The sequence below is a fragment of the Protofrankia sp. Cas8 genome (assembly GCF_963555845.1).
Classification (GTDB): Bacteria; Actinomycetota; Actinomycetes; order Frankiales; family Frankiaceae; genus Protofrankia.
Genome location: NZ_CAUVXI010000136.1, coordinates 1 through 14,578, shown reverse-complemented (window position 1 = coordinate 14,578; position 14,578 = coordinate 1). Strand labels below are relative to the sequence as shown.

Below are 14,578 nucleotides of genomic sequence, written 5' to 3'. Positions count from 1 at the left end.
ATCGCTCCCCGTCCATCGCTGCGCGAGGCACGGGTACCCCGGCTCCGTCGGTCGACACCCAACACCAGGGTGCCTCCCTCCTCCGCCTCGCGATGCACGCACCCCAGCCCCGCTCCTTCATCCACGCCCCTACTGCCGGGCGCTCTTATTCGTGGTCGTGACCCAGAAGTCCTGGCGACTGTAGGAGATGTCGTCCCGCCCGGCGCGGCCGTCGTCAGCGATCACTGTGATGGATGACTTCTTGCCGAACGGCGGGTTCGCCAGGATCACGCTCGGGTGCAGGCCGGACGGTCGGGCGAGCGCGTCGGCCACCTCGATCGGGGACGGCCCGTTCGGCTGGCCGATGCCGTGCAGCAGCATGTTCATGGCGGCAAGCCGGGCCGTGCCGTCGACGAGCGAGGGCGCGGTGGGGTCGCCGTGGCGTTTCCGCGGCACCGGCGTCCTCAGCGGGAGGACCAGAGGCTTGCTGCGGGGACGGCGAGGATGCGCTCTGTGAGCTGGAAGACCCGTGGGCCCGTGTGTACGAGGAGCCCGAGGGTGAACCGTGGACCGATCTCCGCCGCAAGCCATTCCAGGTGTCGTGCGTCGGTGTGGGAGGGGGCCGCGGATGCCTTGACCTCGATGGCGATGACCTGGCCGTCTCGGGCTTCGAGGAGCAGGTCGATCTCACGGCGGCCGTTGGCGTCGCGCAGGTGGTATAGGTCGGCGCCGACGACGCTCAGCGCGCACTCGGCGCGGAACTGGGCGGCGACGAGGGTGTCGATGATGCGTCCGAGCAGGTCGCCGTCGCGGAGCGCGCGGCGGTGGTCGATACGGAGCAACGGGGCGAGGAGGCCGGGGTCGGTGAGGTATCGCCTGGGCAGCCGGACCGCGCGGTTCGTGCGGTTGTCCGCCCAGGCAGGGACCCGCTGAGTGATCATAAGGGTGTCGAGGAGGTCGTCGTAGGCCACGGCTGCCTCGCGTCCGATGCCCGCCGAGTCGTAGAGCAACTTGTGGGTCGGCACACCGGCGGTGTTGGCGGCGATCGCCTGGAGATATCTGCGCAGTCGCAGGGGGTCTCGTGCGACGCTGAGCGCCTGGGCTTCCCGGGTCGCGAGATGGTCGACGTAGCCAGTCAGCCAGCGGTCGCGTGCTCGGTCGGCCTCGGTTCGCAGCGCCTCCGGCCAGCCGCTGGTGAGTGCCTCGGTCACGTAGGCGTGCAGGTCCCAGCCGGTGGGGGGATCCGCGAACGCGTCCGCGCCGCCGTCGAGGATCCGGTCGATCAGTGAGGGCGCGGTGGGGTCGCCGTGGCGTTCCCGGCCGACGAGGGGATACATCGTCAGCCGGACGATTCTGCCGGTCGCGGGCCAGCCCGAGGCGGTGAGGTCGGCCTGCGAGGATCCGGTGAGCACGAACCTCCCCGGGCGCGGGTCGTCGTCGACGGCCCGCTTCACCGCTCCGAGTACCTCGGGCACGACCTGCCACTCGTCGATCAGGACGGGCTCCTCGAGCCCGCGCAGCGCCGCGTCGGGGTCGGCCCGTACGACCGCGGCCTGCGCCGGGACGTCCAGGCGCAGGATCGACTGGCAGACACGCCGGGTCGTGGTCGTCTTGCCGCACGCCCGGGGGCCGACGACGAGGACGGCTGGGTGGGAGGCGACGACATCCTGCAACTCCGTGTCGAGCAGACGAGGAACGTAGGCACGCACGAATGTCCGATCATGGAATTAGCACACAGTTGACCATGGAAATTACACGTAGATCATCAATAATTTAACACGCGTTCGAACCGCGATCCAGCGCACCTAGACCGTGCCGTGCGGCTGCTCGACGCGCTCGCGGCCTACCTACCGGCCAGGTGGGCGGCGGGTCTACGCGCATGGTCTTCCCGACTCTCGCGCCGCACCGCACCGCGCCACCTGCGACGCACTGGTCACGGCCCGGCTGTTCGTCCACCTCGCCCAACCTGCCGGGGCAGGTCCGCTGTCGCTGGAAGAACTCTGCGAGAAACCATCAGGAAGGGACGACGGTGAAACACCGTCCCTTTTCTAACAACGAGCGGGGCATGTTCGTGAGCATCGACGGCCCGAGCGGTGCGGGATAATCCACGATCGTTCACCATCTGGCGCAGCTGCGCGCCGAAGCGGTCCACAAAGTTACCGAGCATTACCACGACTTGAGAGGATAATGGTATGGATCACTCGTCCCTTCTCCGCCGACTCGCCGCCGAAGCCGAAGCCGAAGCCGACGGGGTGCAGCAATTCGTTGTCGGCGCGGTCGTCCAGCACGACGACAAGGTTCTCCTTCTACAACGCCCCGAGGATGATTTCATGGGCGGCATTTTCGAGTTGCCCAGCGGAAAGGTCGAGCCAGGGGAAGCGCTGGACACCGCGCTCATCCGCGAGGTCAGGGAGGAGACCGGCCTCGACGTGGATGCGCTCGGTGATTACCTGGGCAGCTTCGATTACACGTCCGGAAGCGGCAAGAAGAGCCGACAGTTCAACTTCGCTGTGGACGTAACCAGCCCGGAGCCGATCGAGTTGCAGGAGCACGACGCCTACACCTGGACGCCGATCAACGAGGAACTGTCGGCGACGGATGCCGTGAAGGACGTGCTGAGTAAATACCGGGAGCTGCGGGACGCATAGCCCGGCTCCCTATCCAAGACCCCGCTCATCTCCCACGCAGTCCAGGTTCTACGTCGCCTTCTTCGCCCGGCCTCCGACATCCTCCACCAGCGCCCGCTGCGCGCCCGGACCGGCCCTGCGGGCGGTGTCGAGCGCATCGGTGTCGGCACAGCGAGCGAGGCTCGACACGACGGCAGTGAGCGGCGCCCCGGCGAGCTGTTCGAGCTCGGCCCGCTCGTCCGGGGTGATCTGCTGATTGAGCCGGGCGAGGCGGGACGCAAGCGTGCACACCTCGTCCGCGTCGATCGTCAGCGTCCCGATCTTGCGCAGCAGCTTGTCCAGGCTGATCTGCTTTTCGGTGTGCTGCGCGAGCGGGGCCGCCTCAGCCCGTTCGCTCTCCAGCACACCGACCGCGTCCACCAGCACGAACCGGTCCTTGACGGACGAGTCCGGGGTGACCGCCTGGAAGTCGTCGCCGTCGATGGTCCGGGAACCCCGGCCCTTCATCTGCTCGAACAGTACGGCGCTGCGCGGATTGCGCAGGAACAGCAGACATTCCAGCGGCCGGACGTCCGTGCCCGTTGCGATCATGTCGACGGTGACGACGATCCGCAGTTCCGCGCTGTTGCGGAAGGCCTTGAGCAGGCTGTCAGTGTCCCGCACCGACCTGCGGGCCAGCTCTTCGATGCGCGCGTCCATGACCGTCAGCCCGCCCCCGTGGAGAGCCCTGGGGCCTCCGGGCACGCGAACACAACGATAATCGTGCACCCTTTGACCATTTGGTGACTGTGCAGACTCACAATGTAGTCTCGGTCAGGATTTCACCGGACACGATCCTGTCACCAACCACGACCAGGCAACGGTCTACCCAGCCCGGACCGTACCTGATATAGATATATGTTGTAACTATATCGGATGCATAAGCCAGTCCTCACGGGGACCGTCACGATCTCCGGTCACCGCACGCGGGCGTTCGAGGAACAGATCACCCCGGGAGGCCCACATGACAGCGGCCGCACAACTGCCCGCATACGACGAGTTCGGGTTCTTCGAGGAGAACGCACGGGAAGCGGGCCTGGCCTGGGCCGGTCCGCCGCTGGTACGGCGGGAGAACGTCGATGTCGGCGGCGAACGGATAAGCGCCCTGGTCTGGGGTGACGGACCCGCCGAGCTGGTGTTCCTCCACGGTGGGGCGCAGAACGCCCACACCTGGGACACCGTCGCCCTCGCGCTGGGCGACCGCCCGCTGGTGGCCTTCGACCTGCCGGGGCACGGTCACTCCGGCAAACGGTCGGACGGTGACTACTGGCCGGTCCGCAACGCCGAGATCCTCGCCGGCGCGATCAGCGAACTCGCGCCGCAGGCCGCAGGTGTGATCGGCATGTCCCTCGGCGGGCTCACCGGCATCCGCCTCGCGTCCGTCCACCCACATCTCGTCCGCCGGCTTGTGGTCGTCGACGTGACGCCTAGCGTGACGCTGGCGAAGAGCGCCCCGATCGCGGCGTTCGTCAACGGCCCGGAGTCCTTCCCCTCCTTCGAGGAGATCCTGGAACGGACGGTCCGCCACAACCCGACCCGGTCGGTCAGCTCCCTGCGCCGCGGCATCCTGCACAACGCCCACCCACTCCCGGACGGCCGCTGGGCCTGGCGGTACGACCGGCTGGCCCCCCCTGGCCCTGGCGGCATGTTGGACTTCGAGCCACTGTGGGATGACGTCAGCGCGCTGCCGGCACCGGCGATGCTCGTGCTGGGGTCGACCTCCGGCGTCGTCACCGAGGACGACGTGGCCGAGTTCCGTCGCCGCCAGCCCACGACCCGCGTCGAGACCGTGGCGGGCGCCGGGCACTCCGTCCAAGGCGACCGGCCGGTCGAGCTTGCCCATCTCATCAGCGACTTCGTCTTCGGTACCGCGGACGACGACCGGTAACCGCCGGATGCGCGGTCTGTCCCCGACCTGCACAAGCTGTTAGATTCGTTACCTATTAGGAGCGCCTGCAGCTGAGCGCCCGGCCTCCTCCCCCACGGCGGGAATCAGGACGGCTCACAGGGCTCTGGTGCCGGTGTGACCCACGGCCCTGGAAAGCGGTATCGATGATCCTCGATGGTCTGACAGTGCTCGAGCTGGGTGCCGGCAGTGTTGCCGGGTCCCTGGCGGGGATGATCCTCGCCGATAACGGAGCCCGGGTGCTCAAGATCGAGCCACCGCAGGGCGACCGTCTGCGCACACAGTCACCGTCCGGTTTCCTGGTCTGGAACCGGGGCAAGGAAAGCCTCGTCGCCGACCTGCGCACCCCCGCGGGCCGGGCCGAGGCGGCCGAGCTCGCCAGCCATGCCGACGTGCTGATCGAGAGCTTCGAGCCGGGCGTCGCGCAGGGTTGGGATCTCGGCTACGAGACCCTGCACGCGGCCAACCCGGCGCTGGTCTACTGCTCGGTCAACGGCTTCGGGTCCACCGGGAAGTACGCGCGTCTAAAAGGTTACGAGGGCGTGGTCGCGGCGAAGGCCGGGGCGTTCGCCCGGGGACAGTTCGGGTTCCGGCCCGGCCCGATCTTCGTCGCCGCCCCCCTGGCCAACACAGGCGCTGCGCACATGGCACTGGGCGGCATCATGGCCGCGCTCATCGTCCGCGAGCGGACCGGACGCGGACAGCGCGTCGAGGCCACCCTCGTACAGGGTTACAACCCGGTCGACTACTTCGGGACGATGCACTGGCAGTACGCGAAGAACACCGGCGGTGAACCCCACGTCATCATCAGTGCCCGCGGCGGCGCACTGGCTGCCAGCCGGTTCAGCCTCACGATGGCAACCAGGGACGGCCGTTTCATCATCGCCAATCCGCAGCTCCCCCACCAGGCGCAGGCGCTCACCCGCGTGCTGGGCCATGAGCAGCTCATCACCGACCCGCTCTTCGCGGACATGCCGCGGTTCAAGACGCCGGCGGACGCGCAGCGCTGGGAGGACCTGCTGAGCAATACCGTCCGGAGCAGGACGCTCGCCGAGTGGGTACCGCTGCTGGAGGCCGACGTGGACGTCGCCTTCGAGATCGGCGCGACCTGCGAGGAGGCACTCGACCATCCGCAGATGATCTACAACGGGCACTCGATCACGATCGACGATCCGGAGCGCGGCCCGATCCGCCAGGTCGGCCCGGTCGCGGCCTTCGAAGCGACGCCGTGCCGGATCGAGCGGTCCGCACCCGCGCTCGGCGCCAACAACGGTCCGCTGATCGGCCAAAGGGCACGCGACGATCGTCAGATCGCGCGCCCGGAGGCCGTAGTTTCCGGCGGGCTGGCCGGGCCGTCAGCTCCGCCGACCCCGACCGACACCGCCCCGGTCCATCCCCTCGCGGGGGTGACCATTGTCGAGTTCGGCTACTTCTACGCGATGCCGTTCGGGGTCGCCCTTGCCGCCGCGATGGGCGCACGGGTGATCAAGATCGAGGGTTTGGCGGGCGACCCGATGCGCAGCTCCTTCGGGGTCAGCGAGACCGGTGGCGTGAAAACGATGGCGGGCAAGGAGAGCATCGCCGTCGACGTAGCCACCGACGAGGGAAAATCGATCCTCAAGGCTCTGCTCGCAAAGGCGGACGTCTTCGTCCTCGGGTTCCGGCCCGGGGTGGCCGAACGTCTCGGCATCGACTACCCGACCCTGCGCGAGACCAACCCCAAGCTCATCTACGTGCACGCCACCGGGTACGGCAGCAGCGGACCGTACAGCACCCGCCCGCTCTATGCCGACGCCGCGAGCGCCGTGGCCGGGAGCCTGTTCAAGCAGGCCGCTTACTGGATGGACCCCGATCTCGTCAGCAGCTTCGACCTGACCGAAATACAGGCCATCGTCCAGCCGAGGCTGCGTGGTCTCACCGACGGTGACTCCAACGCCGCGGTCGCGGTCTTCTCCAGCATCATGCTGGCGCTGGCCCACCAGCAGCGGACCGGGCAGGGACAGCTCGTCTCCACCACCATGATCAACGGAAATGCCTACACCTACTCCGATGACGTCAACGCCTACGCGGGCAAGCCGCCCGCGCCCACCCTGGATTCCGAACAACACGGGTACAACGCCCTGTACCGCCTTTACCGGACGTCGCCGGGTTGGGTCTTCCTCGCCGCCCCGACGCAGCAGGAGTGGGAGATCCTCGTCGGTGGGATCAAGCGTCCGGAGCTGCTGGAGGACCCCCGCTTCGCCACGGTGGAAAGTCGGGTGTCCAACGACGACGACCTGACCTCGATCCTGGAAGACGTCCTCCTCACCGACACCGCTGCGGCATGGGAGGACCTGTTCGTTCCCGAAGGGCTCGCCTGCGTGACCGTCTTCGAGGGTGGCCTTTCCGGGTTCACCTGCACGGACGAGACCATGCTGGCCACCGGTCTGGTCGCCGAGGTGGACCACCCGCTGTTCGGCCGGATCCGGGTGCACGGCCTGCCGGCGGCGCTGTCGGAAACGCCCGGGCGGATCGGCCGTAGCTGCGTGCTCGGTGAGCAGACCGAAACGCTGCTGACCGAACTCGGTTATGACGCTGACGCCATCGCGGCACTCAAGGACGCCACGATCGTCGCAGGCGCCGACCTCCCCGCGTAGCGCACACGAGCCACTTCCGGCGGGGCGACGGCTGAACCGTCGCCCCGCCGGTGTCCAGGAAATCGGCGCAGATTTCACGGAAACGGCTCAAGCGGTTGCCGAGCGGTTGCCGAGCGGTTGCCGAGCGGCTGAAGCTACTTGTGCGAGTGCGCGGGCGGGCCGGCGTCGGTATAGCGGGTGCCAGGCGGGTCGACCGCCCAGGTCGTCGTCTCCCCCCAACCGTCCTCAAAGACCATGTCCCGCAGTGGCTGACGGCGAACCGGCCCATGCCGGCCGGCCGGCCGGCCGAGCGCGATCGTCGCGGCGATGAAAACCTTGTCGGGGATGTCCAACAGCCGGCGGAGATCGAGTTCCACGATCCGGTGCCAGCCGGTGAACACGCCGCCGTAGCCCAGCGCCCGAGCGGCCAGCAGCAGGTTCTGGCAGGCCGGGTAGATCGACCCGCCTTCCGCCGGATTAGGTTCGCTGTAACGGACCAGGCAGGGAAGGACGATGACCGGCACGCTTTCGAAGGTCTCCACGAAATGCGCCATGGTCGCGGCTATCCGGGCCTTGGGCGTATCGGAACTCGCCCCGCTGCCACGTTCGTAGCCGTCCGAGACAACCTTCCTGGTCCATTGTTCCCGGGCCGCCCGGCCGATCAGGGACCGGGCCGCCATGGCTCGCGGGCCGTCGCGCAGGACGAGAAAACGGAACGGCTGGCGGTTCGAGCCGCTGGGTGCGCGCGATGCCGCGAACAGCATTGTGGCGAGCGCGTCCTCGCTGACCGGCTCCGGGCGAAACCGGCGGATGGCCCTGGTGGTGGCGATCCCCTCGAGCAGGCCGACGACCTCGTTCGGACCGAGATTCTCCTCGGCATTCTCCTCGGTAGGCGTCACTGTGCGTTCCGAACAGAAGCACCCATGGCAGGAGACTGCGGACGGTCGTCGTGGCCGCCTCCGGCCACGACCTTGAGGAGCTCATGGAGCATGGCGGCCGTCACACCCCAGGCGCTTCGCCCGGAAAGATCGAAGAACGGGACCATATACCTGCCATCCGGAGCGACCCACAGCTCCTCCCGGTACACGCCGTCGGCCATCAGCTCGGCGAGCGCAACGTCGAAGACATCCTGAACCTCGCTGTGGTTGACCACCAGGACCGGTCGGGCGGCGACCAGACCCACCACCGGGGTGATCTGGAACTTCGTCAGCTCGGCGGCCTGCGAATCCAGTTCACCGAGCAGTTCGACGCTGTCGGGCACAAGCCCGATCTCCTCCCAGGCCTCCCGCAGCGCGGCCTGGACGGATGTCTCGCCCGCGTCGCAGACGCCCCCGGGGAAGGCGATCTCCCCCCGGTGCGTGCTGACCGTGCCGGAGCGCTCGATCAGCACGACCCGGGCTTCGTCCGCCTCCTCGAACAGGACAAGCAGGACCGCCGCGTCTCGGATACCCGGCCGGTGCGGGGCGGGCAGCGGAGTTTCTCGGTGCCTGAACGCACGCCGGACCGCGTCGATCCCGATCCCCTGACGCGTCTCCGCGGGCAGCTCGGCCCACGGCGACGGCGTGTCCAGGCGGGTACGGGAACCCGAGAAGGTGTCCCCGTACGGCTGCGGCGGAGCGGCCGGCCCGCTGGAAACCGGGCCGGCATGAGCCGCACCCGCGGCATCCGGGTCGTCGGGCCGGCGAGCATCCGCCGGCTTGATCACGCGTTCTCGAAGAGCTTTTCGGCGTTGCCGCGAAGAATCTTCCGCTGCTGCTCCGGCGTCAGCGATGTGAGCAGCCCGGTGAAGTCCGCCGGTACGGCCAACCCCTCCGCGTGCGGAAAGTCCGAGCCCATGACCAGGCAGTCGACCTCAGGCAGATCGCGAACGATCTTGGCAACGTTGTCCTCCGGGTAGGGCGCGACCCGGATGTGACGCTGGAAGATCGCGCTGGGACGCTCGGTGAGGCGACCGCCGATCCACGGGCCGTTGCGGCCCATCCCCCGACTCTTGTCCATGTGCTCGATGAAATGCGGCACCCAGGAGGCGCCGAACTCGGCGACGAGCACCATCAGGTTGGGGAACCGCCCGAAGACGTTGTCGTAGATGAGCGCCGACAGGGTGTCCTCGATGGGCCGCTCGCCGTAGAGGTTGTTCCACTGCCACGCCGACATGTGCCAGGCCGCGGGGAAGGCCTCGTGACCCCAGGCGGGCGCGATGTGCTCGTTGTACCAGTTCTCCATGATGTGGAAGGCGACGGTCACGCCGGCCTCGTTGAGCCGGGCCCAGATCGGGTCGAAGTAGGGGTCGCCGGGCGAACGGCCGTTGACGGGGCCGGTCGGCAGCAGCACAACCCGGACCCCGCGCGCGAGGAGGTCGTCCAGCTCGGTTACAGCGAGGTCGAGGTCGCGCAGGGACAGCAGAGCCGGGCCGTAGATGCGGTCCTTGTACGCGAAGCCCCACGTCTCCTCGAACCACCGGTTGAAGGCGTGCACGTTGGCATAGGCGGCGGGCACGTTCTTCACGTAGTTCTCGACCGACAGGGCCATCGCGGACGGGAAGACGACAGCCCTGTCCACCCCCTGGGTGTCCATCAACTGCAGGCGCACGTCACGGTCGTGGTACTCCGGGCGCATCGGCTCCGGCTCATAGGTCTCGTCCGGGTTGCCGGACGCCATCTGGCGCAACATCTCCTTGAGGGATCCCGGCCGGTAGGCCAGGTCGAAGCCGAGCCCCTGTTCCGAGTTGAAGGTCGCGACCCGGTCCGCAGCCATGATCTTCTCAAGGCCGCCCTCAAATTTGATCGGCCGAACCGCGTACTCGGACCACTGCGCCGGCAGATACTTCGTGAAGGCGTCCCTGGTCTCGTAGCAGTGCGTGTCGCAGTCGAACAGGCCGAAGTCGAGCACTGTCATCGGAGTCTCCCCGCATCCATCTTCGCGACCCTACGAGCCTCGCGACTCTACGAGCCATTTCGTCTAATTAGCATACTAGTATTCCTGATCATACGCTAGAGTTCGTCCAGCGGATACCCGTCGATGCGATCGAGGATCTGCCGGACAGGCCCTACCGCCCGCCTCGCCGATCGACCCGACCGATCGACCCGACCGGGCGAGCGGACCGGGCGAGCGGACCGGCCGGACGAGGCGCCAGCCGGAGGACGACGGGGAACGCCAGGGCTCAACCAGGGAACTACGAAGATCGCGAAAGAGATCGCCGGATGATCGCTCGGCAACCAATGCATGTGGATTGATCCCTAAATTACAATGCGAGAGCTTATTTGAAGCGATGATTTAAGGCGGGGTCTATGAGTATCGGGATGTTGCTCGACATGGCCGCGATGGCCTTCGGCGACCGGGTGGCGCTGGGGCGGCGTGGCGACGGCATCACCTTCGAGCACCTGGTCCGGGTGTCAGCCGGCGGAGCCACGCTGCTGCGCTCCTCCGGGGCCGAACGGGTCGCGTACCTCGGTGGCAACAGCGCCGCCTTCCCCGCCGTCCTTTTCGCCGCGGCTGCGGCCGGGATGCCGTTCGTTCCGCTGAACTACCGGCTCAGCGAAGATCAACTGGACGGGCTGCTGGGCGAGTTACACGGGCCGGTCGTCGTCTGCGACGAGGCATTTCAGGGCGTTGTGGCCAGAACCGGCCTGAAGATCCACCGCAGCGAGGACTGGCTGGCTGACGCCGCACTCGCGGAACCGGCCGAGCCGATCGAGGTCGACGACGACGCACCGGCGGTCCTGCTCTTCACCAGCGGGACGACGTCCAAGCCGAAAGCGGTCGTGCTCCGGCACTCCAACCTCGTCTCCTACGTCCTACAGACGGTCGAGTTCGGTTCCGCCGAACCGGACGAGGCCTCCCTGACCAGTGTCCCGCCGTACCACATCGCCGGTGTCGGAACCGTACTGACGAACCTCTATGCCGGCCGCCGCTTCGTCTACCTGCCGAATTTCTCCGCGGCCGCATGGCTGAGCCTGGTGGCCGAGGAGGATGTGACCAGCGCCATGGTCGTACCGACAATGCTGGCCCGCATCGTCGAGGAGCTTGCTGGCGCCCAGGCACCGACGCCGACGCTGCGGGCGATCGCCTACGGCGGCGCCCGGATGCCTCGTCCGGTCCTGGAGAAGGCGCTCGTCGCATTTCCGGGTACCGGCTTCGTCAACGCCTACGGACTCACCGAGACGAGCTCGACGATCGCGATCCTCGGTCCGGAGGACCACCGCGAGGCGCTCGCGTCGGCCGACCCGGCGGTACAGGCCCGGTTGGCCTCCGCGGGCCGTTTCGTTCCCGGGGTGGAAGGCGAGATCCGCGACTCCGCCGGAGCGGTCGCCGGCCCCGGCGAGATCGGCGAGCTGTGGGTGCGAGGCAGTCAGATCTCCGGGGAGTACCTGGAGCTGGGCTCCGTCCTCGACGCCGACGGCTGGTTCCCCACCAGGGATCGGGCCTGGCTCGACGCCGACGGTTACCTGTTCGTCGAAGGCAGGTCGGACGACACGATCATCCGCGGGGGCGAGAACATCGCGCCGGCCGAGATCGAGGACGTGCTGATCCACCACCCCGCGGTCAAGGAGGTGGCCGTCATCGGCCTGCCCGACATCGAGTGGGGCGAGCGCCTGACCGCGGTCGTCGTGCCGGAGGCGCACGCGGCACCGGAACCGGATGACCTGCGCGCCTGGGTCCGGGCCAGGCTTCGCAGCTCCCGTACTCCCGACGAGGTCATCTTTCGCGACGACCTTCCCTACACGCCCACCGGCAAGCTTCTACGCCGTCAGCTGGTCGCCGAGATCGGCGCTTCCACGACATACGAAAGGACGTGAGCACACCATGCGGCTCAAGACAGGTTTGCGGCTGCGGAGCCAGGTCTGCTCCACAGAGGTGATCGTGGTCCGGCCCGGGTCCAGCGAGATCGACCTGACCTGCGGTGGTCATCCGATGATCGCATCCAAGGAGACGCCGGCCGAAGGGCTGGACCTCAAGCCGGAACTTTCCGGTGGGGCGCTGCTGGGCAAGCGGTACACCGACGAGGCCAGTGAGATCGAGCTCCTCGTCACCAAGGCCGGAGCGGGTACCGTCGCCGATGGGCTGACCCCCCTGCTGCTCAAGGAAGCCAAGCCGCTTCCATCCAGCGACTGACCGAGGTTCCCCGCTCAGGTGCCCTCGGTCAGGGGCTGTCCAGCGTGATCGATCACCGGCTGGACGGCCCCTGACCGTCGGGGTCTATCTCCCCGGCGATGTCGGCTCCGTTGCAGTCGGCTCCGTTGCCACGGTCGATCGCGCGCGGTCGAGCGTGGCGCGGAGCGCGTCCATCAGAATCCGCCCGGCGCCGGCCGGACCCTGCGCGAGGATCTCGGCACTGAGGACCTCGACTCCGATCGGTGCCCGCACCCCGGCGTCGTCGAGAATGCCGACGAGCCCGGTCAGGTCCAGACTGCCCTCGCCGGGCAGCAGCCGGTGCCGGACGTCCTCAAGGGGCGGGCCCACCGGCGTTGCCGCGGCGTCACTGAGCTGCACCGCGAACACCCGGTCCCCGGGGACGCGGCGCAGCAACTCGGCGTCGCCGGCGCCGGGGCCCCGGTTGTGGTGCCAGGCGTCCACGAGCACGCCGGCGTTGGGCCGGTCGGCACGGCGCGCGATCTCCCATGCCGTCCCGATGTCACCGATGGTTGCCCACGCCACCGCTTCCAGCGCGACGTTGAGCCCGTGGTCGGCGGCGCGGTCGCACAGGCCCGCGAACTTCTCGGCGGCCCGGTCCAGCTCGACCGAATCCCCGAAATGCGTCGCCACCAGCGTCCTGGCCCCCAGCGAACGTCCCGCCTGGAGATATTCGGCCTCGGTGAGAACCTGGTTCATGAACGCCGGCTGATCGACCGGGGGTGGCGTGAGCCAGTCACCGACCGCCTCTATCTCGGTGAGGGCAAGGCCGTTGTCATCCAACATGGCTCTGATGTCGGAGTCGGACAGCCCCTCCCGGGTGCGGGCCCGATGCAGCGAACGGCCCAGGATCGAGATGGCGTCGAAGCCCGCTGCCGAGGCGGCGGTGACGACATCGCGAAAGCTCAGCGACGCCACCGAGACGTTGCAGAGCACGAGCCCACCGCCGCTCGTGGCGGCAGGTGCGGTAGCGGCCAGTACGGTAGCGGCCGGTTGCTCCTCGGTCACAGGTCGGCCAGCACGTCGGCGTAGCGTTCCCGGGCCTGCTCTTCAAGGGCGATCAGGTGGTTGGTCGGGAAGAGCCCGTCGGTCGGCTTGTACCGCTTGAGCACCTCACGGGCGAGGGTGACCTTGTGCACCTCGGTCGGACCGTCGGCGAGGCCGACGGTGTAACCGGCGACGAGCATGTCGAAAAAGGGCATCTCCTTGGTCAGACCCAACGAGCCGTGCAGCTGCAGTGCCCGGGAGGTGACGTCGAGCATGACCTTCGGCATGGCCGCCTTGATGGCCGCGATGTCACCGCGGACCTGGCGGTAGTCCTGACGTTCGTCGATCAGCCAGGCGGTCCGCAGAACCAGCAGCCGGAACTGCTCGATCTGGATCCACGTGTCGGCGATGGCCTCCTGCACCAACTGCTTGCGCGCGAGGATCTCGCCCTGGGTGAACCGGGACAGCACCCGCTCGCACATCATGTCAAAGGCCCACTTCACCAGGCCGACCGTGCGCATCGCGTGGTGGATACGGCCGCCGCCGAGGCGGACCTGTGCGACCTCGAAACCACCGCCCTGCGCACCGAGCAGGTTGGTGCGGGGCACCCGCACGTTCTCGTACGCGATGTAACCCTCGGTTCCCTGACCGGCATCCTCGTCGATGAGCTCGACGTGCCGGATGAACCGGATGCCGGGCGTGTCGGTTGGGACGATGAACATCGACTGCTGCCGGTACGGGGAGGCATCCGGGTCGGTCACCGCGACGACAATCAGGAAGGAGGCGAAACGGGCGTTCGAGGAGAACCACTTCTCCCCGTTGATCACCCATTCGTCGCCGTCCAGTACCGCCCGGGTCCGGAAGACCTTCGGGTCGGCGCCACCCTGCGGCTCGGTCATGGAGAAGCACGAGACGATCTCATTACGCAGCAACGGCGCGAGATACGTCGCCTTGTGTTCATCCGTGCCGAAATGCGCAAGGATCTCGCTGTTGCCCGAGTCCGGTGCCTGGCAGCCGAAAACACTGGGAGCGCAGCGCGACCTGCCTAGGATCTCGTTGAGCAGGGCGAGCTTGAGCTGGCCGTATCCGGGGCCGCCGAGTTCCGGGCCGAGGTGGCAGGCCCACAGCCCCTGCGCACGGACCTTCTCCTGCAGCGGTGGGATGAGCGCGGCACGGACCGGGTCGGCGAGGTCGTACGGCTGGCGGACCAACCGGTCGACAGGCTCAACCTCGGTGCGGACGAACTCGTCCGCCCAGTCGAGCAGCTTCTGGTAATCGGGATCCGTCTGAAAGCC

13 protein-coding genes are annotated in these 14,578 nt (G+C 68.0%); 5 read left to right on the top strand and 8 right to left on the bottom strand.

Annotation, left to right across the window (positions count from 1 at the left end; translation table 11 throughout):
• Positions 1–129: 129 nt before the first annotated feature.
• Both U9977_RS18160 and U9977_RS18155 read right to left on the bottom strand, forming a co-directional pair.
• Entirely contained in the window at positions 130–435 is a 306-nt protein-coding gene (locus U9977_RS18160) for an N-6 DNA methylase (RefSeq protein WP_322750471.1), read from the bottom strand.
• Positions 436–443: 8 nt separating this feature from the next.
• The gene (locus U9977_RS18155; protein ID WP_322750470.1) at positions 444–1,688 is read right to left on the bottom strand and encodes an ATP-binding protein; all 1,245 of its coding nucleotides are present in this window, start codon (positions 1,686–1,688) and stop codon (positions 444–446) included.
• 483 nt (positions 1,689–2,171) lie between these two features.
• On the opposite strand from U9977_RS18155, the gene U9977_RS18150 reads away from it, so the two are divergent.
• Complete coding sequence (locus U9977_RS18150; RefSeq protein ID WP_322750469.1) at positions 2,172–2,627, top strand: NUDIX hydrolase; 456 nt, start codon at positions 2,172–2,174, stop codon at positions 2,625–2,627.
• Between the two features lie 48 nt (positions 2,628–2,675).
• On the opposite strand, the gene U9977_RS18145 is transcribed toward U9977_RS18150, so the two are convergent.
• Positions 2,676–3,305: a hypothetical protein gene (locus U9977_RS18145; RefSeq protein ID WP_322750468.1), complete on the bottom strand. Its 630-nt coding sequence runs from the start codon at positions 3,303–3,305 to the stop codon at positions 2,676–2,678.
• Between the two features lie 304 nt (positions 3,306–3,609).
• Between U9977_RS18145 and U9977_RS18140 the strand changes: the two genes are divergently transcribed.
• Together U9977_RS18140 and U9977_RS18135 are read left to right on the top strand one after the other, a co-directional pair.
• On the top strand, positions 3,610–4,533 hold the full coding sequence (locus tag U9977_RS18140; protein WP_322750467.1) for an alpha/beta hydrolase: 924 nt from the start codon (positions 3,610–3,612) through the stop codon (positions 4,531–4,533).
• A 164-nt stretch (positions 4,534–4,697) separates the two neighbouring features.
• On the top strand, positions 4,698–7,187 hold the full coding sequence (locus tag U9977_RS18135; RefSeq protein WP_322750466.1) for a CoA transferase: 2,490 nt from the start codon (positions 4,698–4,700) through the stop codon (positions 7,185–7,187).
• A gap of 134 nt (positions 7,188–7,321) precedes the next feature.
• Here the strand turns inward: U9977_RS18135 and U9977_RS18130 are convergent, their stop codons facing one another.
• Genes U9977_RS18130 through U9977_RS18120 form a run of 3 tightly spaced genes read right to left on the bottom strand, consistent with a single transcriptional unit; the run spans position 7,322 to position 10,061 of the window.
• Positions 7,322–8,065, bottom strand: coding sequence for a nitroreductase family protein (locus tag U9977_RS18130; protein ID WP_322750465.1), 744 nt, complete (start codon positions 8,063–8,065; stop codon positions 7,322–7,324).
• The gene (locus U9977_RS18125; protein WP_322750464.1) at positions 8,062–8,871 is read right to left on the bottom strand and encodes a CoA pyrophosphatase; all 810 of its coding nucleotides are present in this window, start codon (positions 8,869–8,871) and stop codon (positions 8,062–8,064) included. Before U9977_RS18125 ends, U9977_RS18130 begins: the two co-directional genes overlap by 4 nt.
• Positions 8,868–10,061, bottom strand: coding sequence for an amidohydrolase family protein (locus U9977_RS18120; RefSeq protein ID WP_322750463.1), 1,194 nt, complete (start codon positions 10,059–10,061; stop codon positions 8,868–8,870). Before U9977_RS18120 ends, U9977_RS18125 begins: the two co-directional genes overlap by 4 nt.
• 392 nt (positions 10,062–10,453) lie before the next feature.
• Between U9977_RS18120 and U9977_RS18115 the strand changes: the two genes are divergently transcribed.
• Both U9977_RS18115 and U9977_RS18110 read left to right on the top strand, forming a co-directional pair.
• Positions 10,454–11,962 (top strand): fatty acid--CoA ligase family protein, encoded by a 1,509-nt coding sequence (locus U9977_RS18115; protein ID WP_322750462.1) that lies wholly within the window; start codon positions 10,454–10,456, stop codon positions 11,960–11,962.
• A gap of 7 nt (positions 11,963–11,969) precedes the next feature.
• Entirely contained in the window at positions 11,970–12,278 is a 309-nt protein-coding gene (locus U9977_RS18110) for a hypothetical protein (protein WP_322750461.1), read from the top strand.
• 84 nt (positions 12,279–12,362) lie between these two features.
• On the opposite strand, the gene U9977_RS18105 is transcribed toward U9977_RS18110, so the two are convergent.
• Both U9977_RS18105 and U9977_RS18100 read right to left on the bottom strand, forming a co-directional pair.
• Positions 12,363–13,304, bottom strand: coding sequence for a sugar phosphate isomerase/epimerase family protein (locus U9977_RS18105; protein WP_322750460.1), 942 nt, complete (start codon positions 13,302–13,304; stop codon positions 12,363–12,365).
• Positions 13,301–14,578, bottom strand: a 1,278-nt coding sequence (locus U9977_RS18100) for an acyl-CoA dehydrogenase family protein (protein WP_322750459.1), incomplete at its 5' end; no start/stop codon positions are given. The genes U9977_RS18100 and U9977_RS18105, both read right to left, overlap by 4 nt.